We start from the raw sequence: 26,005 nt of genomic DNA on the forward strand, positions 1-26,005 counted from the left end.
TGCGTACGAGCTGTGCGCGCCGGCACGGTCACCAGCCGTTCAGGAGTCGTCTACGCAGGGGGGTACGGTCCTCGTGCGCCTCCCGCAAGGGGGTTCGGGCGCCGTGCATCAGCTCCGCGAGGTACGTCTGCCGCTGGGGCGTCGCCTCGATTCCCGCCTGGGCGTCCAGTCCGTCGACGAGGGCGCGGCATGGCGTGGGGCCGGTGAAGCCGGGGCGGTGCGAGGTCGGCCAGGGCGGTTCGGTCGACGGCGGAGTACGGGACGCCGGGCGGCCGAGGGGGTGGGGCCGGGGTTCTCCGCGCCAGTCGGCCAGGGTCTCCTCGACGGCCGCGCGGTGGTCACCTCGCGGGGCCGGCTCCTCCGGCCCGGGTGCGCGGTGCCCTATCTCGCGCCGGGTCTCCTCCGGCCACGGCCCCAGGCCGTACGTGACGGCCGGCACCGCGCGCTGCCGCTCGGTCTGCGCCTGCCGAATCGCTCTCGCGATGACGTGGACCAGGCGCGGCGAGTGCCGGGTACGGGACGTCTCCTGGATGGCGAAGGGCCGCCGGCACCAGACCCGGTACGGACGGGTCCGCCTGGTGGTCTCCACGACGAAGCGGTAGCCCAGCGGGCTTTCGTGGTCATGGTCCGGGGTGTGCGCGGCAGCGTGGACGATCTCCGTGAGCCGGAAGCGCCGCGTGCGCGGACCGGGGGCGGGGCACCACCCTCGCGTCACGGTCAGGGTGTGGCCGTCGAACTCCAGCTTCGATCCCGGACACCGCAGCGCCGCCTGATCCCCCGGTCCTCCCACCCGCGTCCCCCGTCATCGGTGCCGACCCGGAGGGTGATGCCTCACGCCCCGGGCCGGGTCGACCGCGGACGCGGGCACGACGGGCATGCGTCTCCTCCGAGGATCGCGGAGCGTAGGCGGCTCCGTGATCCGTAGAAGACTGCCCGCCGTGTCCGTGGCCACACGTTCGATGGTGCGTCGACGGTCTACCGGTGATCGCTCCCGGTCTCCGGTTCAGTAGTACATGAACGTGGGGATCAGGCCGCCGCCGCTGGCGTTCGGTATGGTGACCAGCCCGCCGGGGCCGACGCCCCTGCTGTTGGCCACGTTGACCACGTCGTAGACCGAGCCGTAGTTGCCCATCCAGTGCCATGAGGGGTCGTCGCGCTTGGCCTTGCAGGCGCTGACGAGCGCGATGCCTTCCTGGGCCGTGAGGACCTGATCGGCTCCCGGCCTGTAACAGCTGGCCGCCGGTATCGCCGGCGCCTGCGGCCCGGCCGCGGCGGAAGCCGGAGTCGCCAGGCCGATCAGCAACGCCGCGGGAACGGCCGCGACGGCGAGGGTGCGAAGTCGGTTCATGATTGACCTTCCTTGCCGGCCCCCTGTCTCGGAACGAGATCTCCACCGACCGTAGGGCCGCCCGGTCCGGTACCACCATTCGGATGCACCCATTCGAGTGACTACCGAGGTGGCGCCCGCGGCACGGTCCGTGACCGGTCAGTACAGCGGCGCGTGCGGCATCTGGCTGTCGGGCCAGAAGGGGTCGGGCGGCGGCTGCGGGGACTGCCGGTTCCTGCGGGCCTCGGCCACCGCCGACACCAGGCGGACCGGCCATTCCGCCGCCCACATCAGGGCGGCCGTCCCGGCCAGCGGCCAGAAGCCCGCGATGTCCAGCAGACCGGTGAGCCAGGCGATGAGCCCGAGCACCAGGGCGTTGACGGTTACCAGGACGAACGAGGCGACCCCCGGCAGGGGGAGGGCCAGCGACAGAACCGGGCGCAGCTGGAAGACGGCGACGACGACGGTGAGGGCCGTCCACTGCGGGGTGTCGGCGGTCACGCCGTCCAGCCACAGCACGGCGAGAGCCAGGCCGCCCAGACAGGCGAGGTAGCCGGCCAGGGCGCGCAGCGCCGCGGCGGTGCGGCGCTTCACCGGTATGTCGAGCACGAGCAGCAACACCCGCTGCACCGCTGCCACCACGAGTGCCGCCGCCACGAACTCGCGGGCACCTCCGCCGAGTTCGACGTCGAACCCCAGCCCGGCCGCCCCTTTGATCCCGGCCCACAGTCCGACCGGCCCGACCACGGCGATCACGAACACGGACAGGAGCAGCCCGAGCCCGGCGAAGGCGAACTGCCTGCCGATCAGCGCCAGGAACCGCGCGTCGGAGCCGTTGTCGAACTCCTCGGCCAGCCTGCGCTGGTCGGCGGCGACGGCCCGCCCGAGCCACCGCTGCAGGGGCAGGGGGACGAGCGCGACGGCGGCTGTGAGCACAGCCGCGACCACCGCCACCGCCACCACCCGGTCGAGGCCGGCCACATCCGGGGCGACCCGTAACCGGTCCACCACCTCGGCCGCCACCCAGATCCCTGCTCCCGCGCACACCCACCGCGCGATGACCCGCCCCGTCGTCTTCATACGGCCAGAATCCCGCCGCTCCCCGCACAGGGGAACCCCCGCGACGGGCGGCCCCGGCACCGGCCGGGGTTCCATGCGCCGACGCGGGGTGCGGTCGTCGCGCACCGAGGGCCGGCGCGCCGCCGCGCGACCACCACCTCGCCGACCTCCTCGTCCATGATCGGCGGTAGCCTGACTCGCGGCCGAGCCGACGTGCAGGTCGTCGCCCCGTGCGGCGTACGGCTGTTCCGGAGGTCACGGCGAGTTCAGCCGGGCCTCGTACGGGGATCCGCGGGGGCCCTGAGCAACCGACGCCGCCGGTAAGGGCGACGGCCGGTCTCCGCCACCCGCCCTTCGCCGACGGGCCCCGCACCAGCGGCGGCCGCGCTGTCGACGAAGCGACGAAAGGCAGTTCTTGTCATGCTAGGCACATCATTCGGAGGCGCGAGGACGAGGGCGGTCGCGACCGCCCTCGCGTTCGGTCTCACCGCCGGCGGAGTCGTGGCGACCCCCGCGAGCGCCGCGGACGCGGTCTATCCCTCGTTCAGCAGCGCCTTCAACAACGCCGGTATCGCGACGAACGCCGATCCGGGCATCGCCGACCTCGACGGCGCGGGCAACAGCCTGTCCGCCGATGCGCTCAACGCCGCCGGCTGGACCCGCGGTGCGAGCGTCACGGTCAACGCGACCACCTACACCCTCCCCGACGTGGCGCCCGGCCGGCCGGACAACATCGTCGCCGACGGGCAGACCGTCCCCGTGTCCGGCGCGGGCAACGCCCTCGGTCTCCTGGTCACCGCGACCGGTGACCAGGAGGCCGGGGGCGGCTCGGGGACCGTGCACTACGGCGACGGCACCACCTCGGCCTACGAGCTCGAAGAGATCGGGGACTGGGCCAAGGGCAGCTCCGTCGAGGCCGCCGTCGTCCTGAGCCGCTCGGCGCGCGGCACCACCCCGGTGAAGCTGTACGCGGTCACCGTGCCGATAGCCGCGGGCAAGACCGTCGACGCCGTCACCTTGCCGGCCGCCACCGGGGCGAGGCGCCTCCACGTCTTCTCCGCCGCGGTGCGGAGCACCCCGGCGGCGCCCGGCGGCGGCTTCTGGACCGGGAGCTGGGGCACGGCCTTCAGCTCCGCGTACACCACGACCACGATGGGGGACGGATATCCCGACTGGACGAACCAGACCTTCCGCATGGTCGTCAGTCCCCATACGAGCGGTGCGACGGCCCGCCTGCGGTTCGCCAACACCTTCTCCCCCAGTCCCCTGAGGCTCGGGCACGTCACCGTGGCGACCCAGGCCACCGGGGGAAGCGCCACGCAGACTCCGGCCACCCTGACCTTCCGTGGCAGCCGGCAGGCGATCATTCCCGCGGGTGGCGAGCTCGTCAGCGATCCGGTTCCCTTCCCGGTCACGGCCGGGAAGAACCTGCTCGTCAGCTATCACCTGCCGACGTCCGTGAAGATGTTCGCCTATCACGGGTACGCCAAAGCGACCTCGTACACCACCGCCTGGCAGGGTGGTGATCACACCGCTGACGTGAGCGAGGCGGCTTTCACCCGGAAGGACCTCACCTTCTGGGGGCTGCTCAGCGGAATCGACGTCGCCACCGGCGACAACCCCGGAACCGTCGTCGCCCTCGGTGACTCCCAGACCGATGCCGCGCACAGCACCACGAACGCCAACCGCCGTTGGCCCGACTTCTACGCGGCCTTCCTCAGGGCGAAGGGCGACGGCAGCGGGGTCCTCAACGCCGGCATCAATTCCAACCGGCTCCTCAGGAACTTCGAGACCTCCCCGGACAACGTCAAGGGACCCAGTGCGCTGAGCCGCCTCGACCGTGACGTCTTCGCCCAGCCCAACGTCCGCGAAGTCGTCCTCTACGAGGGTGTCAACGACATCGTCCACGAGGGATCGTCGGCCGCCGACATCACGCAAGGCATCCAGAAGATCGCCGCTCAGGCACGCGCACGCGGGATCCGCGTCACCGTCGCCACCATCCCCGGGTTCTCCGGCTACACCGCCTACCCCGCCCTCCACGCGTCCTCGAACTTCCGCGTCCACGAAGCGGTCCGCCAGTCGGTGAACGCGTACATCCGCACCACGGGCGACATCGACGCCTTCGTCGACTTCGACCGCGCCACCCGGGACACGGACGACCCCTACGCGCTGCGAGGCACGTACGCGATCACGGAGAAGGAGAAGGACACCGACTGGCTGCACTTCAACGACGCAGGCACGGAACTCCTCGCCCGTACCCTCGCCGACCGCTCCCACGGCGTGCCGCTGCCGATGGGGGAAACCGTGTCCGCCGACTTCAACGGCGACGCGATCTCCGACATCCTGGCCCGGCACGACCCTACGGGCGCGCTGCAGCTGCGGCTCGGCCTCGGCGACGGCACCTTCGCCGCTCCCACCCACGTGGCCCACGGCTGGCAGCACTTCTCCCAGACCGTCGCCGGCGACTTCAACGGCGACGGCAAGGCGGACATCCTCGCGCGCTACGACGGCCCCGTCGATGAGAACGCACCTCCCAGGGGCACCCTGCGCATGTGGACCAACCGGGGCGACGGGTCCTTCAACGCGCCCACGACGGTCACCGAGCACTGGGAGTTCACCCAGACCACCGCCGCCGATTTCGACGGCAACCACACGACCGACCTGATCGCCCGCGACAGCGCCGGCAACCTGAAGATCTGGTCCGGCCTCGGCACCGGCACGTTCCGGGGCCCGTGGCAGGTCACCGGCGGCTGGAACCTCACCCAGACCACCGCGGCGGACTTCGACGGCGACGGCGCGGCCGACATCATCGCCCGTGAGCCCGCCACGAACCGCCTCAGGATCTGGATCCACAACAAGGGCGGCTACTTCGAGGCCCCGACCACCGTCACCGGCGGCTGGAACTTCGGCCAGACCACCGCGGTCCCCGACCTCGACGGCGACGGCCACGCCGACATCCTTGCCCGGGACGACACCACCGGGACCCTGAAGGCCTGGTCAGGCCGGGGCGGCGGCGCCTTCGCCACCGCCCGCGACGTGATCGAAGGCTGGTAGGCCGCGGGCCGGCCCACCCGGCCCGGCACCGTGCCGCGCCCCGTTTGGTTGAATGACCGAGTGATCGAAGTAGTGGTGGGCATGGCCGGCGCGGCCCTCGTCGGATGGCTGATACACCGGAAGCAGCAGCAGAGATCGAGCGCCATCGCCTCCGGACAGCAGGCCGGGGTGCACTGCATGCTCAAGTTCGCCGAGCGGGGATCCCGCTGGAAGGCGGGGCGTCTGCTGATCGGGGCCGGCCCCCTCGTCTGGAAGCCCTCGTTCGGCAGGAAGGAGACCGCTCTGCCGGCCGATCTCCGTCAGGCCGAGCTGCGCTCGCCGTCCATGCGCGAAGGGATGTCCATCAATCCGGCCTCCCGGATCGTGGAATGCGAGTCTTCCGACGGAAAGATCTCCATCGCGGTCATGCCGCCGGATCTCGACCACGTGATCAAGGCCCTGAAGGGCGCCTAGGTGTCTTGGCCCGCAGCCGGCGGAGCCCGGTGGCCCGATCACTCCTTGCGGCGTACGGGGTCAGCCGCAAGGAGTGGCGGGTCGCGTCAGAAGAGCAGGTCGGTGGGGTCGAAGCCCCAGCCGCTCCGGTCGGCGTTCTGGTGGGGCCACGGCGGGTTCACGAAGGGTGCGGCCGCGTTCCCGGTGCCGGCGTAGAAGAAGACGTCGCCGTTCGGCTTGCGGCCGAGGAGGTCCGGGCGGCCGTTGCCGTCGCCGTCGAAGTTCCCCGGGGCCACGATCGTGTTGTAGATGTTCCAGCCGGTTCCGATCCGGGTGCGGGCCGCCAGGGTGCCGTCGGTCCGGCCGGCGTAGAGGAACAGGTCGCCTGCCGGGGTCCGGGCGAGGATGTCGGGGCGGCTGTCGCCGTCGATGTCGCCCGGCGCCAGGATCGTGTCGTAGGTCCCCGTACCCCAGCCTTCGGCGCCGGCGAGGCTCACCGGGGTGCCGACGGTGCCGTCCTGCCGGGTCGGGACGCGCCACAGGGTTCCGTTGTCGCGCCGGATGATCAGCTCGGGGTTGCCGTCGCCGTCGGAGTCGGGGCTGACGGCCATCGTGCGGACGTCGGCCCATCCGCCACCGAGGGTGCGGGGTGCCCGGAAGTACAGCTCGGTGGGGTCACCGGGGTAGAAGCGCAGGTTGCCGGCGCCGTCGATGGCGTAGAGGTTCTCGACGCCCCCCGCGCCCGCGGCTCCCGTGCGGGCGATGTGCTGCATGCCGGCCCACCCGACACCGATCTTGCACGGGTCGGCCGCGATCTTGCCGTCCGCGCGGCCGAAGTGCCTCCACAGGTCGCCCGCGGCGTCGCGGCGCAGCATGTCGGCCTTGCCGTCGGCGGGGTTGTTGCAGTGCGAGAACGTCGCGGCTCCGAGGTACGGATAGTGGTCGGAGATGCGGGGGTCGCGCTCCTTGGCGTCGGCTGCCACGTTCTTGAAGTGGGCCTCGTCGACGAAGACGTAGTCCAGCTTGGCCTGCGAGCCGCGGCTGGCGTCGTAGTTCGTGAACTCACCCGACCGGCAGTTGCCCGGGAGCGGTGCCGCGCAGTCGAAGTGGTCGGCGTCCGTCTCGTCGGTCTCGATGAAGCGTCCCGTCCCGCCCAGGGCGGGGCGGTAGAACGGGTCGAGGTCCGAGGACCGCGGGGCGTTCGCCCTGCTACCGCCCGTGTTGCGGTTGACCGGGTTGAAGTCGCCGCCCAGCACCACGGGGGTTCCCGCGTTCAGCCAGGGGTTCGCGGCCAGGTTCTTCGCCTGCGTGGCGTTGATGTCCGCGGGGACGACCGGGTGCTCGTTGGTCTTCGCGTACTGGGGGTAGAGGTGGACGGAGCAGGCGCGTGTCCTGACGGACTGGATCCTCGCCTCGACGCACGCCGCGTACCACTCCTCCGGGCCGGAGTACGTGTTGGTGTAGGCGTCGTCCGGGTCGAGGCGCACGCCCGTGCCACCGGTGAGGGGCCCCTTGGCCAGGACGGCGATCCCGTACGCACCGTTGGTGACGGTACCGTTCAGGCCCTTCACGTTGCACACGTCGGAGCGGGTGAGCGTGGGGACGAAGTAGCCGTCGTACCCCTCCGGCATGAGCGAGCCCAGGATCCCGTCGTACTGCTGGCGGCAGACCTCCTGCAGGAAGATCAGGTCCGCCTTCCAGGCGCGTGCCTCCTGCACCACCTTGTCACGCCGCTGCTCGACCTCCCGGGTCAGAGAGCAGGCGTCCTTGTTGTCACTGTTTCCGCAGATGTTGTAGCTCAGGAACCGGACGACCGGTGCGGTGCTCGGTGACGGCGCGTCGGCCACGGCCGGCTGCACCACCCCCAGTGCGACCAGCAACGCCAGCAATAGAGTGAACGCCTTGCGTCTCCGCATGGAGTGGCCCCCTCCTCGTTGGTCGAGCCGCTCGGAAGCGGAGCCGGCGTGCGCCGACCGGGCCCGAGCGGAGTAGATCAAAACCACTCGACGATACCTTTCGGCCGAGCGGGCCGAGGGTCGCCACTGGCACCCGGCTCCGCTGAACCCGCTGGTCACCGACCCCTCGTCACCGCCCGAGGCGTGGGCGGGCATCGCGGCCGAGGCCGGTCGCTCCTAGGACCGCGCCGTGCTGTCCGAGCGCCACGTGATGAGACGCGGGCGCCCGGGCAGTGCGGCGCGGCCGGTGGCCCACAGCAGGGTGGGCCAGGGGTCGGCGCCGTCCGGAGCCTCCGGGAAGAGGCGGGCGAGCACCCGTGAGCACAGGTCCGAGGGCGGGGTCCAGGCGAGTCCGAGGCCTTCGGCCAGGTCGTGCATGTGCACCAGCGTCTCCTGCAGCGCCAGCGCCGCGAAGCCCTCGGGGTCCGCCACCCCGGCGGCGTGGTGGGCGCGGACGTGGGACGGCGTGGTGCGCACCATGGCGACCAGCAGCGCGCCGCACGCCTCCAGCACCTGCACCAGGCCGGCCGGGCCCGCGTCACGGTCCGCGTGGATGAAGACCGTGGGTCCGTCCGGCCTCCTGCGGCTCAACGCGATGGGCACGTGGGTGTCCAGCGGTGGGGTCTGCGGTCCCAGCTGGACGGCGTAGTAGAGGAGGTCGTTGGCGAGGTGCTCGGCGGTCTCCCAGCAGTCCCACGACAGCGAGCCGGCCTTTCCGCCCCACCCTGCCTCGGGTGCCCCGCGCAGCAGCTCCGCGGCGAGCCGCACGGCGAGGGCGACGTCGTCCGCGGTGACGGGAGGCACGACGGGACCGGTGGTGGCTGATCGAGGCATGACAGCACCGTACCGCGAGGGGAACGGCGGCCCCGGGCCGGTCGTCGGTACCGTGGCGGGCATGACGGATGACACCCCGGTGGACAAGTGGGGCCACTACGAACTGCTGTTGCTCTTCCCGCCGTTCACCCGTGACGCGGGTCCCGAGGCGCCGCCGCACGATCCGGAGTGGGCGCGGCGGGTGGTCGAGTCGCTCGGTACGGTCGCGGAGGTCCTGGAGGAGCTGCCCTCGCGGGGGCTCGACCGGCTGCCTGCGCCCGAGACCCGGGCCGGTCTCGATGTCGTCGCCGTCGGGTGCTGGGGCGGGACGGTGCTCGTCGTCGACCCGGCGCTCGCCGGGGACGCCGTGGTGGCGGCGATGGCCGAGGAGGTGGACCGGCAGCGGGCGCTGCATCCGGAGGCGCGGATCGCCGGGTCGGTGCGGCTCGACGCCGGGGAGGAGTACCGCGAGTTCCTGCTCGACCTGCCGGGCGGGCCGGCGCTGCGGGTGGGGCGGCTGGGGCGACGACGAGGAGTGGACGGTGAGCGGCGACCCGGCCGGGCAGTTGCGTGCGCTCGGTGTCGACCCGGACGGTCACGGCGACGCCGACGTCGACCTGGCCGAGGAGCCGCGGTACGTCGACTGGGACGCGTACGGGCTGCTGGCGCTGGGGCGGCAGGTCACCGACGGCGACCGGTCGCGGTTGCGACCTTCGCTGTTCCGGGTCCGGCGCACCCAGCGGGCCGCGGCGGACCTGAACGACGTGTGGTTCGGCTGATCGTCAGGACCAACTTCCCACAGAAACTTCACAGTTGCAGCCCTGTAATGCTCGCGCCAAGGGGGCATCGGCGGCCTAGGGTGGGGCGTTCCGGGGTGGTGACAGCAACGGGGGCCGTGCACCGCCCGTGACACGACGACTCCTCTGCCCCCATGAGGGATCAGCAACCGTGAGTTCACACATATCAACCCCACCGGGGCGCCTGCGCGTCCGCCTCGCGGCGGTCGTGCTCGGCACCTCCCTGCTCGCCGTCGGCCTGCCGGTGGGGCTCTCCGGAGCCCAGCCGGAGGCCCAGGCCGCTCCGGTCAAGCGCTGCCAGGACAAGTTCGGCACCAGCCCGACGGAACCGCCGCGCAACACGCTGCCCGGCTACAAGCCGGCCGGGCCGGACCAGTGGCAGACGCCCGACGCGGAGAAGCTCTTCTACGACTTCGAGCAGCCGACGCTCAACGTCACCGACCTGAAGGTGCCGGGCGACGTCGCCAAGTACGGCACGGACACCGGCAAGTACAAGATCGGCACCCCTGAGCACGCGTTCGCGTCCTGGAACAACCGCCAGGCGAGCCGGAACCCGTACAAGGGCAACTTCGAGTTCTGGCTGCAGGACGTCTACATCGAGAACAACGCCCGCAACCGGCGCGGCGGCGGCTACGAGCGCGAGGTGGTGCGCCACTTCAAGCTCGGCGGCGTCAACTGGCTGTGCGAGACCTACCTGCGGGACATCGACCCGCGGCTCGACAAGGAGCTGCGGCAGGTGCTGGGCGACAAGGTCGTCGGACCGAACGGGCGGCGCTTCGACGCGGTCGACCCGCGGACCAAGACCGTCTACGAGTTCAAGTCGGGCATCGACCCCAAGCCCGGTCAGCTGAAGGTCGACGCGGAACTCGTGCGGCGCGGCTGGCGCGTGGTCTACATCCACGGCCAGGACCCCACGGACAAGATCAAGGCCATGTACCGGGCGGCCGGGATCGACTACTACCGGCACGGCGCCACTCCCGCCCCGTACGCCCCGGGGAACCAGTACAAGTCCCGGTTCCCGGGCCTGTTCTCCGCGAACCCGGCCAGGCCGTCGACCGGTGCCGGGAACGACCTGATCAGCCGCTCCATGCCGACGCCCGAGGACGTCCGGCGGCGCCAGGAGGCGGCGCGCCCGTTCCAGCAGAACGGCAAGAACGCCCTGCGCGGCCCCGGCGGCGTCGACTTCACCAGCCTGGAGCTGCGGTACGTCGGTCAGAACGAGACCGGCAGCCTCAACTACTCCTTCTCCGCGAAGAACACCGACGAGGAGGAGAACCCGGGCTTCGGCGGCAAGGAGAAGGCGCAGATGGCGTCCGACGCCTTCTTCACCTGGCTGGCGCTCAAGCCGGAGAAGTTCTGGGTGAACCTCAACCCGGACGAGCCGGACCGGATCATGGACCGCGCCTTCGGCAAGACCGACGCGGGGCGGGTGCTGCTCGACGCGGACCTGGAGATGAAACACGACTTCTCGCGGGCCATGGACCCCAAGACCCCGGCGGGCGCCGAGTTCTGGAAGAACCTGACCCACAAGAACAACCGGATCTGCCTGCACGGAATCCGCAACTGGATCACCCCGCAGCCGGCCAAGGTGCGCGAGCAGGACGGCGGCATCTTCATCCTGGACGCGCCGCTCAAGGTCAACTCGGTCCCGCAGGAGACCAGGACCCAGCCGCCGGGCGAGCAGTGCACCCTCACCGAGGCGGAGATCCAGCACAACCAGCGGCTCGTCGAGCGGCTCCTCGTCCCGATCGTGGAGAAGAAGATCGCCGAGGGCCCGGCCTACGCCGACCTGCGGCGCGTCTACGCCTCCCGCGTGGCGGCCGAGTGGGTCAAGCAGCAGGACGCGAAGAAGCCCGGCGAGTTCCACCGGATCATCGGCAGCGACGACGCGAGCCGCTGGCCGATCCGGGGCGCCAAGTGGGACTCGTACGAGGTCTGGAAGAACTACCGCAAGTCGTTCATGGAGGGCGACTACAAGTACGAGTACAAGGAGGGCGAGTACGTCTACACGCTGACCGTCGGCGGCGTCGACTTCTCCAAGTCGCCCAAGAAGAACATCACCCGCACCCAGTTCGCCGCGGAGAAGCCGAACCTGTCGGACGTCACCAAGGGCTCCCGGGCCGAGGTGCTCGGCTACAAGGAGTCCGGCACCAGCCTGCTCGGCGGTGACACGGCCGTACGCAAGGCGGGGCCCAAGCCGACCCCGACCGGCCCGACCCCGGGGCCGTCGAAGCCCGGCGGCCACCCGTCCACCACGCCGCCCGCCACCACGCCCGCCCCGAACAGGCCGGGCGAGCAGGGAACGAACGGTGGCGGCTCGGGCGGCGGCAACCTCGCCGACACCGGTTCCAGCACCCCGGTCGGCCTGATCACCGGACTCGCCGCACTCCTCGCGGCGGCGGGCGCGGCCCTGCTGTGGCGGAAGCGCGGCCGGGGCGCCTCGCGGCACTAGCCGCGCCGGGCACAGAGCGGGCAGGAGTGGACGGCGGCCCCGCACCGGAGTTCCGGTGCGGGGCCGCTCCGTTCGGTCCGCCGGCCTGGCCCCGCGGCCGGATCAGGGTCCGATCGGGCCCGGAAATCCCGGGATTTAGTCATACGCGCACGGGACCTTTGTCACCGTATCCGCGCATTCCGCGGGCGTAGCGTCGAAGCTCATCGTCGATTTCGGCCTGGAGCGTCGCCGTGCACAAGCGTCAGGACCCCGCGGAGCAGCTCGTCAGGGCGAGCCGCTTCTTCGCCCGGGCCGAGGTGTCCGAGGATCTGCGGACCGTGCACCGGACCGGTGGGCGCGCGGGTGAGGCCTTCTACCGGGACCGGTGGAGTCACGACAAGGTCGTGCATTCGACGCACGGGGTGAACTGCACCGGCTCGTGCCGCTGGAAGGTCTTCGTCAAGGACGGGATCATCACCTGGGAGACGCAGGCCACCGACTATCCGTCCGTCGGCCCGGACCGGCCGGAGTACGAGCCGCGCGGGTGTCCCCGGGGCGCGTCCTTCTCCTGGTACTCCTACTCCCCCACCCGGGTCCGGCACCCGTACGTGCGCGGCACGCTGCTGTCGCTGTACCGCGAGGCGAAGGAGCGGCTCGGCGACCCCGTCGCCGCGTGGGCCGACGTCCAGGGCGACCCGGAACGCCGCCGGTCCTACCAGCGGGCGCGCGGCAAGGGCGGGCTGGTCCGGGCGACGTGGGAGGAGGCGGTCGAGATCGTCGCCGCCGCTCACGTCCACACGATCAAGGAGCACGGCCCGGACCGCGTCGCCGGCTTCTCGCCGATCCCCGCGATGTCGATGGCCTCGCACGCGGCGGGCGCCCGGTTCCACTCGCTCATCGGCGCGCCCATGCTGAGCTTCTACGACTGGTACGCCGACCTGCCCGTGGCCTCGCCGCAGGTGTTCGGCGACCAGACCGACGTACCCGAGTCCGGTGACTGGTGGGACGCGGCGTACCTGATGATGTGGGGGTCCAACGTCCCCGTCACCCGTACGCCGGACGCGCACTGGATGGCGGAGGCCCGCTACCGGGGGCAGAAGGTCGTCGCCGTCTCCCCCGACTACGCGGACAACACGAAGTTCGCCGACGAGTGGATGCACCCGCACCCCGGCACGGACGGGGCGCTGGCCCTGGCGATGGGCCATGTGATCCTCAAGGAGTTCTTCGTCGAGCGGCAGACGCCGTTCTTCGCGGACTACGTGCGCACGTACACCGACCTTCCCTTCCTCGTGTCGCTGAGGGAGACGGAACGCGGGCTGGTGCCCGGGAAGTTCGTCACCGCCGCCGATCTCGGCCAGGACGTCGAGAACGCCGAGTGGAAGACGGTCCTCGTCGACGACGCCACCGGCGAACCCGTCGTCCCGAACGGGACCCTCGGCCATCGCTGGGGCAGCGGCGAGACGCCCGAGTGGAACCTCGACCTCGGGGACACCGTGCCCCGGCTCTCCCTCCTCGGCGAGGGCGACGGCGACGGCGCGGCCTCCGGCTCCGGCGCGAGCGCCGAGGTCCTGCTTCCGCGCTTCGAGGACGACGCGCCGGACGCCTGGGTGCGGCGCGGGGTCCCCGTGCGCCGGATCGGGGACCGGCTCGTCACCACCGTCTTCGATCTGATGCTCGCCCAGTACGGAGTCGGGCGCGAGGGTCTGCCCGGTGAGTGGCCCACGGGTTACGAGGACGCCTCGCAGTCCGGGACCCCCGGCTGGCAGGAGACGCTGACCTCGGTCCCGGCGGCCCAGGCGACGCGTGTCGCACGGGAGTTCGCGCGGACGGCCGAGCAGTCGCGGGGCCGGTGCATGATCCTCATGGGCGCGGGCACCAACCACTGGTTCCACTCCGAGACCATCTACCGCTCCTTCCTCGCCCTCCTCACCCTCACCGGCTGCCAGGGGCGCAACGGCGGCGGCTGGGGGCACTACGTCGGCCAGGAGAAGTGCCGGCCGGTCACCGGCTGGGCCACCCTCGCCGCCGCCTCCGACTGGTCGCGTCCGCCGCGCCAGATGATCGGCGCCGCCTGGTTCTACCTGCACACCGACCAGTGGCGGTACGACACCCTGCCCGCCGAGGCGCTGGCCTCCCCGCTGGGCACGGGCGCCTTCGCGGGCATGACGGGCGCCGACTGCCTCGCGGCGAGCGCGCGGATGGGCTGGATGCCCTCGTACCCGACCTTCGACCGCAATCCGCTCGACCTCGGCGCGGCCGAGGACCCGGTCGCCGAGGCGGTCCGGCGGCTGAAGGAAGGATCGCTCGGCTTCGCCGGTGAGGATCCGGACGCGCCGCGCAACTGGCCGCGGGTGCTGAACGTGTGGCGGGCCAACCTCCTCGGTTCCAGCTCCAAGGGCAACGAGTACTTCCTCAAGCACCTCCTCGGCACCCACTCCAACCTGCCCGAGGACGGACCGCGCTGCACCCCCAGGGACGTCGCGTACCGGGACGAGGACGTGGAGGGGAAGCTGGACCTCCTCATGAGCATGGACTTCCGGATGACGTCCACGACGCTCCTGTCCGACGTGGTCCTGCCGGCGGCGACCTGGTACGAGAAGCACGACCTGTCGTCCACGGACATGCACCCCTTCCTGCACGCCTTCACCCCGGCCGTGGACCCGCCCTGGCAGGCCCGCTCCGACTACGACGCCTTCCTCGCGCTCGCCCGCCGCTTCGGCGAGCTGGCCGGGACGCACCTGGGCGTGCGCCGGGACCTGGTCGCCACCGCCCTCCAGCACGACACCCCGGGCGGCGAGATGGCCCAGCCGGGCGGGGTCGCGCTGGACTGGTCGAAGGGCGAGTGCGAGCCGGTGCCGGGCCGGACGATGTACGACCTGAGCGTCGTCGAGCGCGACTACGGCGCGGTCGGCGAGAAGTTCGCCGCGCTCGGCCCGCTGGCCGAGGGGCTCGGCGTGACGACGAAGGCCGTCACGTACGACGTGACGGAGGAGGTCGCCTACCTCGGCAGGAAGAACGGCCTGGTCCGCGGCGGGGTCGCCGACGGCCGGCCCCGCCTCGACACCGCGCGGCGCGCCTGCGAGGCGATCCTCGCCCTCTCCGGCACCTCCAACGGACGCCTCGCCACGCAGGGCTTCGAGACCCTGGAGAAGAAGGTCGGCACGCCCATGGCCCATCTGGCCGCGGAGGCCGAGGGCAAGCGGATCACCTTCGCCGACACCCAGGCCCGCCCGGTCCCGGTGATCACCTCGCCGGAGTGGTCCGGCAGCGAGGCCGGCGGGCGCCGCTACACCGCCTTCACCGTCAACACCGAGCACCTCAAGCCCTGGCACACCCTCACCGGCCGTCAGCACTTCTTCCTCGACCACGACTGGCTGCACGAGGTCGGCGAGTCGCTGCCCGTCTTCAAGCCGCCGCTGAACATGCACGCCCTGTACGGGGAACCCGAGCTCGGCGTCGTCGACGAGCGGACGGTGGCGGTCCGGTACCTGACCCCGCACAACAAGTGGGCGATCCACAGCCAGTACCAGGACAACCTCTACATGATGACGCTCGGCCGCGGCGGCCAGACCGTGTGGATGTCGCCGCAGGACGCCGACGCGATCGGGGTGGCCGACAACGACTGGATCGAGGCGGTCAACCGCAACGGCGTGGTCACCGCCCGCGCGATCGTCTCCCACAAGATGCCGCCGGGGACGGTCTACATGAATCACGCGCAGGAGCGCACGGTCGGCGTCCCGAAGACGCAGAAGACCGGCCGCCGCGGCGGCATCCACAACTCGCTGACCCGGGTGATGCTCAAGCCCACCCATCTCGTCGGCGGTTACGCGCAGCTGACCTGGGCCTTCAACTACCTCGGCCCGACCGGCAACCAGCGCGACGAGGTGACGGTCATCCGCCGCCGCTCCCAGGAGGTGGAGTTCTGATGCGTGTCATGGCCCAGGTGGCGATGGTGATGAACCTCGACAAGTGCATCGGCTGCCACACCTGCTCGGTCACCTGCAAGCAGGCGTGGACCAACCGGCAGGGCACCGAGTACGTCTGGTTCAACAACGTCGAGACCCTCCCCGGCCAGGGCTATCCGCGCCGCTGGGAGGACCAGGAGAAGTGGAGGGGCGGCTGGGAGCGGACCCGCTCGGGCCGGCTCCGGCTGAGGGCGGGCGGCCGGCTGAAGAAGCTGGGCGGCCTCTTCGCCAACCCCCACCTGCCGGAGCTCGGCGACTACTACCAGCCGTGGACCTACGAGTACAAGAACCTCACCGAGGCGCCGGCGGGCGACGACCTGCCCACCGCCCGCCCGGTCTCCCAGATCACCGGTGAGCCCGTCGACACCATCGCATGGGGCCCGAACTGGGACGACAACCTCGGAGGCGCCCCCGCGCACGCGCCGAAGGACCCGGTCGTGGAGAAGATCCGGGACGAGGTGGGCGAGCGGATCCGCTTCGAGTTCGAGCAGAGCTTCATGTTCTACCTGCCGCGGATCTGCGAGCACTGCCTCAACCCGGCGTGCGTCTCGTCCTGTCCGTCCGGCGCCATGTACAAGCGCGAGGAGGACGGCATCGTCCTCGCCGACCAGGACGCCTGCCGCGGCTGGCGGATGTGCGTGACCGGCTGCCCGTACAAGAAGGTGTACTTCAACCACGCCACCGGCAAGGCCGAGAAGTGCACCTTCTGCTTCCCGCGCATCGAGGTCGGCATGCCGACCGTCTGCTCCGAGACCTGCGTGGGCCGCATGCGCTACCTCGGGGTGATGCTGTACGACGCCGACAAGGTCGGCGAGGCCGCGGCGGTCGAGGACGAGCACGACCTCTACCCCGCCCAGGTGGACTGCTTCCTCGACCCGCACGACCCGGCCGTGGCCGCCGCCGCACGGGCCGCCGGCATCACGCACGAGTGGATCGAGGCCGCGCGGAACTCCCCGGTCTACGACCTGATCGCCACCTACCAGGTGGCCCTCCCCCTCCATCCGGAATACCGGACCATGCCGATGGTCTGGTACGTGCCGCCGCTCTCCCCCGTCGTCGAGGCGGTCGCCGCCACCGGCAGCGACGGCGAGGACGCGGGCAACCTCTTCGGGGCCATCGACGCGCTGCGCATCCCCGTCGAGTACCTCGCGGAGATCCTCACGGCGGGCGACACGTACGCCGTCGAGGCGGTGCTGCGGCGGATGGCCGCGATGCGCGCCCACATGCGCGCGATCAACCTCGGCGAGCGGCCGGACGAGTCGGTCGCGCGGGCCGTCGGCCTGACCGGCACGGAGATGGAGGACATGTTCCGGCTCCTCGCCATCGCCAAGATCGAGGACCGCTTCGTGGTCCCCTCGGCCGCCCGCGCCGAGGCGGACGCGCTCGCCGACACGCATCCGCTGGACGCGCCGTGCCCGGTCGGCGACCGGCCCGAGCCCCGCGTCATGCTCAACCTCGGCCCCACCAGGAGGGTCTCGTGACCGCGCGCCCGCTGAGCGGCGACGCCCTGGTCCGGCTGGTCGCCGCCCGCGTCCTGCAGTACCCCGGCGACGGCTTCCACGACGAGCTCCCCGCACTCCGCGCGACCCTCGCCGGGGCACCCGCCGGACCCGCCGCCCTGCTCGACGGCTTCCTCGGCCACACCGGCTCCCTCGGTCCGATCGAGCTGTGCGCCGAGTACACCGGCACCTTCGACACCCGCAACCGGCGCTGCCTCTACCTCACCTGGTGGACCGACGGCGACACCCGCCGCCGCGGTCTCTCCCTGGTGCGGCTCAAGCGCATCTACCGGGACTTCGGGCTGGAGTTCACGAGCGAGGAGCTGCCCGACTTCCTCCCGGCGGCCCTGGAGTTCGCGGCCCTGCGCGAGGAGGCCGGCACCGAACTGCTCCAGGAGCACCGGGCCGGGCTGGAACTGCTGCGGCTGGCCCTGATCGAAACCGGGAGTCCGTACGCCGCGGTGCTGGAGGCCGTCTGCACGACGCTGCCCGGGGCATCGCCCGCCACGAAGGCGGAGGCGAAGGCGCTGGCCCGCAACGGGCCGCCCCAGGAACTGGTGGGCGCGGGCACCGCCCTGGAGCCCTTCGGCCCGGGCCTCGAACCGCCTGAGGACCTGCCTGGGAGCCGGGTCGCCGATCTTCCGTGGCCCGGAGGCGCCGGAGCGCCGTCCGCACCCGCGCGGGCGCCCGGTGCCGCACCCGCAGCCGCCGTACCCGCACCCGCACCCGCACCCGCACCCGCACCCGAGAGGCGGACGACCTGATGGACCTCATCCTGTGGGGCGTGCTCCCGTACGTCTCGGTCGCGCTGCTGATCGCGGGCACGGTGTGGCGGGCCCGCTACGACGCGTTCGGCTGGACCAGCCACTCCACGCAGCTGCACGAGTCGCGTCTGCTGCGCATCGGTTCGCCGCTCTTCCACTTCGGCATGCTGTTCGTGGTGCTGGGGCACGTCGTCGGCCTGCTGATCCCGATGAGCTGGACCGACGCCGTGGGCCTGAGCGACCACGCGTACCACCTGCTGGCCGTGTCCACCGGCATGGTCGCGGGCGCCGCGGCAGCCGTCGGGATCGGGATCCTGGTGTACCGCCGCTTCAAGGTTCCCGCCGTACGCAAGGCGACGCTGAAGAGCGACCACCTGATGTACACGTTCCTCCTGGGCGCGATGGTGCTGGGCCTGACCGCCACGGTCCTGAACTCCACCGGGCAGACGGGCGGCTACGACTACCGCGAGGGCATCTCGGTCTGGTTCCGCGGCCTGTTCACCTTCACCCCGGACTACCACCTCATGGCCGGCGCCCCGCTCGCCTTCAAGCTGCACATCCTGTTCGGCTTCACGCTGTTCGCGCTGATCCCGTACTCGCGCCTCGTCCACATGTTCTCGGCGCCGGTGAAGTACCTGGCCCGACCGTACGTGGTCTACCGCCGGCGCGACCCGAAGCGGCCGACGGGCCGGTCGGCACGGCGCGGCTGGGAGCGGGCTTCGTAGGGACCGGGTCGCGCCGATGTCGGGCGCGCCGGGGAAACCCGGCGGCTTCGCGGGTGTCGGGACGGGACCGTCGGCTCCGTCCTCGGTATACCTGGGGCCTTGAGGGGCCGCGCACGGCAGAGGGAGAACCGTCATGACGCTTCAGCGGATGGACAACGTCGGCATCGTCGTCGAAGACCTGGACGCCGCCGTCGCCTTCTTCACGGAACTGGGCCTGGAGCTCGAAGGAGCGGCGCACATCGACGGCAGCTTCGCGGACCAGGCCGTGGGCCTCGACGGCATCCGCAGCGACATCGCGATGATGCGGACCCCGGACGGCAACGCCAAGCTGGAACTCGCGCGCTACCACACTCCCCCGGCGATCAGGAGCGGACCGGAGGCCCCTCCGCCGAACACCGTGGGCCTGCACCGGGTCATGTTCGCCGTCGACGACATCGACGACACCATCGCCCGTCTGCGCCCCCATGGAGCCGAACTCCTCGGGCAGGTAGCGCAGTACAAGGACGTCTACCGGCTCTGCTACCTCCGCGGGCCGTCCGGCATCATCGTCGCCCTGGCGGAACGGATCGGCTGACCGCCGGTCGCGGCGGACCGCGCGTGACGACGGCCGGCCGTTCCGGGCGGGCCCGTCGCCGGTTCACTCGTCCCGGTGGACCGGCCGCGGGCCTTCGGCCCACCCGATCCGCGCTCCGCGATCGTGGCCCCATGCACCCCTGCCGCAGAATGCTCCTGCTCAGCGCCTTGTCGCTCGCCCTGACCGGCTGCGTCGCCGTCCCCAGCCCCACCCCGGCCGCCGTACGTCCACCGGCCGCACTCGCTCCCGCGGCCGACCGGGCACCGGCTCCCCTGCCCGGCGAGTGGCCGATGCCCTCGCAGGCCGCGCCCCGCGAGGCCCTCGATGCCGCCGGCCCCCTTCCGGCCACGCCTCCGGCGGTCCCGCCACCCGTACCCGGCCGACTTGCGGCCGGCGAGCGCCCCGCCGCCCGGCCCCCGGCGCACCACTCGCTCCCCCGGTCGGAGCGGCGCCCGGCCGGCAGGACGCCGAAGCCGGCGAAGCCCGCACCCGAGAGCCCGCAGGGCAGGGCGAAGACTCGGCCCCACCGGCAGACCGCCGGCGGCCCCGGGTCCCGGCCCGCCGACATGGCCCGGCTCTGCCGGGACGCCGAGCGCGTCCGGATCCCGTACGGCATCCCCGTGCTCTGCCGGAACACGTACGGCCCCTGAGAGGACGGGGACGCTGTCCGAGCCGGGCGTTAGCCTCGGCGCATGATTCCCTCGCGGCCTTCGCACGTGATCACACGCCATCACGACGGGGCGATCCACGCGTACGTGCCGGACTCCGGCACGCTCGGCGTGCTCCAGCCCGTCGCGGTGTTCCGGACGCGGCCCGGAGACGAGGTCGTGGAGTCGGTGGTCGGGCCCGATCTGGAGCGAGCCGTGTACACGACGCTCAACGGCGTCGTGTGCCTCACACGTGCCGGTGACCTGGTGTGGGCGTCCGATTTCGAGCCGCCCTCGGCTCGGGCCCACCTTCACCGGCCCGGCTGCGCGCTCTCGCTGGACGGACGCAGCGTGTGGGTCTACCGGCCCGACGCGATGGCGGGACGCGGGGACGCGGACCAGTGGGTGGTGCACGACGCCGACAGTGGCGCGGTCCTGGCCCGCAGGGCGCTGGAGACCGTCGGGCACGGCGCCTTCCAGTACGTGCACCCGGTGGACGGCAGCATCTACCTCAACGTCGGTGAGGGCCAGGACGGCTCCGTCATCCTCCGGGCCGCGGCGGGAGCTTCGGGCGAGCCGGATTGGGTGACCTACCCGTGGCCGGACCGCTGCCTGATCGGCCTGGCGCCGGACGGTCGGCAGTTCATGACCGTCGACCACGGCCAGGCGGACGTCTCCTTCCACCATCATCCCAGCGGGGACGTTCTCTTCACCCTGTCCGCCGAAGCCTTCGGCTACGACCCGGAGGAGACGTTCGTGGAGTGGAGCGGCGGCTACCTGACCCCGGACCTGGCCCTCGTCACCCTGGGCGGCGAGGGCCCGGACGAGGAGGAGTGGTTCCGCCACCACCTGGTCGACGTCCGCACGGGGACGCCCGGCGAGGAGATCTCCGTCGACGCGGCCGACCCGTACGAACTCGTGCCTCTGGGCGACGGCTCCTGGCTCACCGGCGCCCGCGACGACCACCCCGTCCGCCGGCAGCGGCGGAGCGGGGGCGCGTGACCGGGCCACGCCCGACAGGGCCGTTGTCACAGGCGGCCGTTAGATTGCGGCTCGGCATGGGAACGGGAGCGGGGAGCGGCGATGGTGGTCGAGGTGGGGTACGCGCGGGCGTGGGACCTGGAGACCCGCAGACCCTGGCGGCCGATGTCGGCGGAGGAGGCCCGCGAGCGGGATGCCTCCGGGCTTCCGTACGTGGCGGTGTACCGGGTGGCGGGCCGGGCTGCCCCGCTGGAGGTCCGGCTCGTCTGCTGGCGGGACCACTACGTCGGGCTCTGGGTCTACGACGCCCGGGGCCGTCGCACCCACGAGGTGGACATGCGACTGCTGGACGACCCTGCACGGCTGTTGTGCCGGTGCACCGTCGCCTGGAGGTACACCGGCCCCGAGATGCCGGAGTTCGACGCCTCGTGTCCGCGCGTCACCGTGGAGCTCTTCCCGGACGGGAAGGGCCGGCGGACGGAGGAACGCGAGGGCGGGCGCGGCGGTTCCTCCGTGACCGTGCCCAGGGTGCGCGACGACGAGCGCTGGACGGAACGGCCCGCCTTCGGGGAATGGCCGCTGCTCTCGGCCCGGGTCCACGGGCTGACGGAACCGCTGGTCTTCGAGGTAGGCGAGGCGGCCGACGGCGGTGGCGGCCCCGCGCCGGCCGGCTGCTGGCGCCCTCCCCGCCCCGCGCGGCCCGGGCCCGTCGGCGAGCTGTTCCGGCCCGGGGTCCGCGTGACCGACGGCTACCACCCGGAGATGACCGTCGTCGAGCCCAGGCGCATCGGCACGCTGTGCGTGCCGAGCGGGCTGCTGGCCGTCTCGGGGCCGGACATCGGTCACGGAGACGGGCCGCACATCACAGTGCCGCTGCCGCCCGGGGAGTACGTGCTGGAGGAGGCGCAGGTCCGCCACAGCTACCCCTGCGCATGGGAGGGGAAGGAGGTCACGCGTACGGACACCACGGCCGTGCGCGTGCGCGTCGGCGAGGCCCCCGTCGCGACCTGGGAGATGGCCCGGCGCCTCGACGACGACCCCCGTCTGCTCCGCGAGAACGAGATCTTCGGCTTCGACACCGACGGCGCTACGGGCTGCTTCGCCGACGCCGGCGCCTGGGAGCCGCTCCTCGCGCTGTTCGAGAAGGGCCTGATCCACGGAGACCCGGACCCGGACCCGTCCGTGTACGAGGACTTCGACGACGCCATGTTCCTCCTGCGCGCCCGGGACCGGGCCTCCGGCGGCGAGCTGGCGGCCTTCGCGACGACCGGGGACGGGACCTTTCCCGTCTGGGTCGGCCGCTCCGACGGCGGCGAGGTGGTGGGGGTCGTGGTCCTGGTGGGAGGCATGCCCGAGCTGCTCCCGGAGGGTTAGGCGGCCGCCCGTACCCGTCCGTCGGCTCACGCGCCGTTCTTCCGGATGGCGGGTCGGCGCCCGGTGGCCGGGCTGCCGGGGTGTTCGCCTGGCGGACGGCGTTTGGCCGGATGTACGTGGACCGCGGGCCTTGACGGGCGGGGGCGCCGTGCGTCCGGGGCCGGGCGGTGGTGGGGTCGGGTTCGGTGGTCCGGTGGGGGCGGAAGCCCGCGACCACGGTGTGTCTCCGGCGCCATCGTCCGTCGGCAGCGGTGTGTCGGCGGCGTCTGGCCGCGGGCGGGACGGTGTGGTGCCGTGTGGACCGCCGTCGGGTGATTGGCCGGTTCTGGCGGATCCCGGATGGTGTGCCTCCGGTGGATTCTGGAGGCCTGCGCCATTCCGGCGAATCACAGGAGGAATCCATGCCTGTCATGTCCACGACGCGTACGGACGACATCGTCACCGCCTGGCTCCAGGGCGCCGAGACGGCCTTCGGCGCCGACAACCCGGCCGGCCCGCTCTACGTCGGCGGCGCCGCCGGCGAGGCCGCGCTCACCGACGGCACCGAGGCCCTGCTGACGGGGTGCAGCAGCTGTACCGGCTCCTGGCACAGCTACTGCTGCTGACGAGCCGTCGCACCCCAGCACACGCACCACCCCGGGGAACCCGCCACGGGCTCCCCGGGTCCGGGCCGGCCGGCCCGCGTGGTCCGGCCGGCCCGGTGCGCGGCACTCCGCCCCGGCCGTCAGGAGAGGACTCAGCATGGTGGAACCCGTGGCAGCGGACCGCGCGGCCGGAGGACCGCCCCCGACGGTTGGTTCGCGGGTCCGGCGGACACCTTCGCAGCGCCTCTGTTCGGGGAGTTGGACCGGCGGGTGCCGCAGATCACCGGGCTGGCGGCCGGCGAGCGCGAGGTGCTGCGCGCGGCGACGCGCGACGCGCTGCGCCGTACCCTCCAGCTCCGGCTCAACCGCGTACTCCTCCTGGAACTGCGGGCCGCCTCCCTGGCCGGCGAACTGCCGGGCGCCGACCCGGCGGCACGCTGGGACGCCTTCCTCGCGCGCGCCTGCGGCCCCGGCTTCGGCGAGGCGCTGCGCCGGCGGTACCCGGCGCTCCATCCACGGGCCCTCGCCTCCGGACGGCTGCTGGTCGAAGGGGCCGTGGAGCTGGGGCGCCGGTTCGCCGCGGACCGCCAGGCCGTCAGCGAGTTGCTCGGCGCCGATCCGGGGCCGTTGCGCGGTCTGGAGCTCGCCCGCGGGGACACCCACCACGGCGGACGGGCCGTGGCCCGGCTGGCCTTCGAGGACACCGCCGTCATGTACAAGCCGCGGCCCGTGGAGGTGGACGCCGCCCTCCGCGCCTTCGTCGAGGCCGTCCCCGGCGCCGGGGACCTGGGTGTGCCCAGGGTCGTGGTCCGGGACGGCTACGGCTGGGCCGAGTTCACCGGGCACCGCTACTGCCGGGACGAGGCCGAGCTGGCCCGGTTCTACCGCGGCCTGGGCGGCTGGCTGGCGGTGATGCGCCTGCTCGGCGGGACCGACCTGCACGCCGAGAACCTGGTGGCCCACGGCCCGGTGCCCGTCGTGGTCGACGCCGAGGCCCTGTTCACCCCGGACGTGGACGTCGAGCCGAGCGGGCGCGGCGACGCCGTCGACCGGGCCGCCCGCACGATCCGCACCACCGTGCTGCGGACCGGCATCCTCCCCCTGCGCACCGACGGCTACGCCCTGGCCGGGGTGGACCTCTCGGCGGCCGGCGGCCTGCCCGGGCAGCAGCCGCGCATCCGCGTCCCCGTCATCGCCGACGGAGGGCTGGACAGCGCGCGCCTGGAGGTCGACGAGGTGGAGCTGCCGCCGGCCGGCAACCACCCCAGCCCCGAGCCCGTACTGATCCGCCACTGGGACCGGGTGCTGGCGGGCTTCGACACGGTCACCGCAGCCCTGGCCGAGCTCGACGCGAGGGGTGAACTCGGGCGGCTCGTCGGCGGGTTCGACGGCTGCCGGGTGCGCCGGATCCGCCGGCCCACCCAGACGTACACGGACATCGGCCGGATGCTCTGGCACCCCGCCTCGCTGCACGACCCCGACGCCGCCCGGGCGCGGGCCCGGGACATCCTCCACCGCAACGCCCTCGCCGCGCCGGGCGCGCCCCGCGAGCCGGCGGTGATCGACCTGGAGATCGCGGACCTCCTGGTCGGAGACGTCCCCGTGTTCGACACCGAGGTGGACGCGGAGGTGTCGTCCGCCTTCCTCGCGGGGTGGCGGGACGCGGACCTCGCACGCGAGCGGGACACCATCCGCAGCGCACTCGTCGGCGCCTACCTGAACGAGCGCCGCCTTCCCGGACGGGTGCGGACGCCCGCCCGCTCCCCCCACGCCGAGGACCTGGACCGGCGCCGCCGCGCCCTGGCGGCCGAAGCGGTGGGGACCGTCTGCGCGGCCGCCGTGCGCGGCACCGACGCCACCGCGACCTGGATCAGTCCCGTGCTCACCGACTACGGCTGGGCGATCCGCCCGCTCGGCGCGGACCTCTACACCGGGCAGGGCGGTGTCGCCGTCGCGCTCGCCGCGTACCTGCGGGAGCAGCGCGCCGGCCGGGCGGACCGGGTGCACGGCGTCGAGTCCGTCCTGGCCGGCGCCCTGGAGGTGCTGGCCGCCACGGAGGACACGACGCCGACCCGTCAGCTCGGCGGCTTCACCGGCATCGCCTCCCAGGTGTGGACCTGGGCCGCGCTGCACCGCCTCCTCGGGACGCCCGGGCTGCTGGACCGGGCCCGCGCCAGAGCCGCGCTGCTGACTCCGGAGGTCCTGGCCGAGGACCGGGCGCTGGACGTGCTCAGCGGCGCGGCCGGCGTCCCCGTACCGCTCCTCGATCTCGCCGAACTCACGGGCGAGTCGAGGTGGTTGGACATCGCCGCGGAGGCCGGCCGGCAGCTGGAACGGACGGCCGTCGTGAACGACCGCGGGGCGCGGTGGTCCACCGTGATGTTCCCCGAGGGCATCGGCGGGTTCGCCCACGGCGCCACCGGGGCAGGGTGGGCGCTGACCCGGCTCGGCCTCTCCGCGGCCGGGAGCCGGGCCGACCGGAGGCGATGGCTGGAACTCGGCTCCCTGGCCCATGACTTCGAGGAGTCGCTGTACGAGCCCGAGGCGGCCGCCTGGGCCGACGCGCGGATCGGCGGGGACGTGGACCATCCCACCGCCTGGTGCCACGGGAGCACGGGCATCGGGCTGGCCGCGATCGACCTCCACGCCCGCACGGGCGATCCGCGCCACCTGCGCACGGCGCTCCGCTCGGGCCCGGCGGGCCTCCGCGAGGGCTTCGGCTGGAGCCACACCCTGTGCCACGGCGACCTCGGCCTGTCGGAACTCCTGCACCGCCTGCGCGCCCTCGACGGGCACGAGGGGCCGTCGGCAGCGCAGGCGGACGGCGAACTGCTCACCGGAATCGAACAGCGGGGCCCGGTCGGCGGTCTCGCCAAGGAGGCGTTCACCCCCGGTCTGATGCCCGGCCTGTCCGGGGTGGTGCACCATCTGCTCGGCATGCACCCGGACGCCCGGCTGGGTTCGCCCCTGCTGCTCGCCCTTCCGGAGGGGCCGGATCCCGGTCCGTAACACGGTGGCGGCGGG

At 72.7% G+C, this 26,005-nt stretch carries 19 protein-coding genes and 1 pseudogene; 15 read left to right on the plus strand and 5 right to left on the minus strand.

Annotation, left to right across the window (positions count from 1 at the left end):
* Nucleotides 1-28 precede the first annotated feature (28 nt).
* From ABD981_RS10535 to ABD981_RS10545, 3 genes are all read right to left on the minus strand, one after another.
* Nucleotides 29-715 carry a hypothetical protein gene (locus ABD981_RS10535; RefSeq protein ID WP_131723823.1) on the minus strand — a complete coding sequence of 229 codons (687 nt, stop codon included), beginning with the start codon at nucleotides 713-715 and terminating at the stop codon, nucleotides 29-31.
* A 288-nt stretch (nucleotides 716-1,003) separates the two neighbouring features.
* Nucleotides 1,004-1,348, minus strand: a complete 345-nt coding sequence (locus ABD981_RS10540) for a hypothetical protein (protein ID WP_123954202.1) — start codon at nucleotides 1,346-1,348, stop codon at nucleotides 1,004-1,006.
* 138 nt (nucleotides 1,349-1,486) lie between these two features.
* Nucleotides 1,487-2,407: a hypothetical protein gene (locus ABD981_RS10545; protein ID WP_131723824.1), complete on the minus strand. Its 921-nt coding sequence runs from the start codon at nucleotides 2,405-2,407 to the stop codon at nucleotides 1,487-1,489.
* 480 nt (nucleotides 2,408-2,887) lie between these two features.
* On the opposite strand from ABD981_RS10545, the gene ABD981_RS10550 reads away from it, so the two are divergent.
* Complete coding sequence (locus ABD981_RS10550) at nucleotides 2,888-5,440, plus strand: FG-GAP-like repeat-containing protein (RefSeq protein WP_123954203.1); 2,553 nt, start codon at nucleotides 2,888-2,890, stop codon at nucleotides 5,438-5,440.
* A 60-nt stretch (nucleotides 5,441-5,500) separates the two neighbouring features.
* Entirely contained in the window at nucleotides 5,501-5,893 is a 393-nt protein-coding gene (locus ABD981_RS10555) for a hypothetical protein (protein ID WP_131723825.1), read from the plus strand.
* A gap of 86 nt (nucleotides 5,894-5,979) precedes the next feature.
* Here ABD981_RS10555 and ABD981_RS10560 read toward each other — a convergent pair whose 3' ends face one another.
* The gene (locus ABD981_RS10560) at nucleotides 5,980-7,788 is read right to left on the minus strand and encodes an endonuclease/exonuclease/phosphatase family protein (RefSeq protein ID WP_123954205.1); all 1,809 of its coding nucleotides are present in this window, start codon (nucleotides 7,786-7,788) and stop codon (nucleotides 5,980-5,982) included.
* A 216-nt stretch (nucleotides 7,789-8,004) separates the two neighbouring features.
* Nucleotides 8,005-8,661, minus strand: a complete 657-nt coding sequence (locus ABD981_RS10565; RefSeq protein ID WP_046906118.1) for a hypothetical protein — start codon at nucleotides 8,659-8,661, stop codon at nucleotides 8,005-8,007.
* 61 nt (nucleotides 8,662-8,722) lie between these two features.
* Here ABD981_RS10565 and ABD981_RS38860 point away from each other — a divergent pair.
* From ABD981_RS38860 to ABD981_RS10625, 13 genes and pseudogenes are all read left to right on the plus strand, one after another.
* A pseudogene (locus tag ABD981_RS38860) lies at nucleotides 8,723-9,136 on the plus strand (DUF6333 family protein); the annotation flags it as partial.
* On the plus strand, nucleotides 9,054-9,419 hold the full coding sequence (locus tag ABD981_RS10570) for a DUF6333 family protein (protein ID WP_425586402.1): 366 nt from the start codon (nucleotides 9,054-9,056) through the stop codon (nucleotides 9,417-9,419). The pseudogene ABD981_RS38860 and the gene ABD981_RS10570, both read left to right, overlap by 83 nt.
* A gap of 169 nt (nucleotides 9,420-9,588) precedes the next feature.
* On the plus strand, nucleotides 9,589-11,889 hold the full coding sequence (locus ABD981_RS10575; protein WP_131723827.1) for an LPXTG cell wall anchor domain-containing protein: 2,301 nt from the start codon (nucleotides 9,589-9,591) through the stop codon (nucleotides 11,887-11,889).
* 230 nt (nucleotides 11,890-12,119) lie between these two features.
* Entirely contained in the window at nucleotides 12,120-15,794 is a 3,675-nt protein-coding gene (locus ABD981_RS10580; protein WP_046906120.1) for a nitrate reductase subunit alpha, read from the plus strand.
* Nucleotides 15,794-17,314, plus strand: a complete 1,521-nt coding sequence (gene narH / locus ABD981_RS10585) for a nitrate reductase subunit beta (protein WP_046906121.1) — start codon at nucleotides 15,794-15,796, stop codon at nucleotides 17,312-17,314. The genes ABD981_RS10580 and narH overlap by 1 nt, the downstream gene beginning before the upstream one ends.
* Nucleotides 17,311-18,096, plus strand: a complete 786-nt coding sequence (gene narJ, locus ABD981_RS10590; RefSeq protein WP_338058625.1) for a nitrate reductase molybdenum cofactor assembly chaperone — start codon at nucleotides 17,311-17,313, stop codon at nucleotides 18,094-18,096. Before narH ends, narJ begins: the two co-directional genes overlap by 4 nt.
* Nucleotides 18,096-18,821 (plus strand): respiratory nitrate reductase subunit gamma, encoded by a 726-nt coding sequence (narI, locus tag ABD981_RS10595; RefSeq protein WP_046906247.1) that lies wholly within the window; start codon nucleotides 18,096-18,098, stop codon nucleotides 18,819-18,821. Before narJ ends, narI begins: the two co-directional genes overlap by 1 nt.
* Nucleotides 18,822-18,954: 133 nt before the next feature.
* A complete protein-coding gene (locus ABD981_RS10600) occupies nucleotides 18,955-19,395 on the plus strand; it encodes a VOC family protein (protein WP_046906122.1) in 441 nt (146 codons plus the stop codon).
* A 131-nt stretch (nucleotides 19,396-19,526) separates the two neighbouring features.
* Nucleotides 19,527-20,045, plus strand: a complete 519-nt coding sequence (locus ABD981_RS10605; RefSeq protein WP_131723828.1) for a hypothetical protein — start codon at nucleotides 19,527-19,529, stop codon at nucleotides 20,043-20,045.
* A gap of 42 nt (nucleotides 20,046-20,087) precedes the next feature.
* Nucleotides 20,088-21,044 carry a hypothetical protein gene (locus ABD981_RS10610; protein WP_046906124.1) on the plus strand — a complete coding sequence of 319 codons (957 nt, stop codon included), beginning with the start codon at nucleotides 20,088-20,090 and terminating at the stop codon, nucleotides 21,042-21,044.
* Between the two features lie 81 nt (nucleotides 21,045-21,125).
* The gene (locus ABD981_RS10615; protein ID WP_046906125.1) at nucleotides 21,126-22,397 is read left to right on the plus strand and encodes a DUF4241 domain-containing protein; all 1,272 of its coding nucleotides are present in this window, start codon (nucleotides 21,126-21,128) and stop codon (nucleotides 22,395-22,397) included.
* Nucleotides 22,398-22,798: 401 nt separating this feature from the next.
* The gene (locus ABD981_RS10620; RefSeq protein WP_123954207.1) at nucleotides 22,799-23,002 is read left to right on the plus strand and encodes a DUF6229 family protein; all 204 of its coding nucleotides are present in this window, start codon (nucleotides 22,799-22,801) and stop codon (nucleotides 23,000-23,002) included.
* A 249-nt stretch (nucleotides 23,003-23,251) separates the two neighbouring features.
* A complete protein-coding gene (locus ABD981_RS10625; protein ID WP_165590897.1) occupies nucleotides 23,252-25,990 on the plus strand; it encodes a type 2 lanthipeptide synthetase LanM family protein in 2,739 nt (912 codons plus the stop codon).
* Nucleotides 25,991-26,005: the final 15 nt, after the last annotated feature.

It is taken from the genome of Streptomyces showdoensis (genome assembly GCF_039535475.1).
In the GTDB taxonomy this organism is placed as follows: domain Bacteria; phylum Actinomycetota; class Actinomycetes; order Streptomycetales; family Streptomycetaceae; genus Streptomyces; species Streptomyces showdoensis.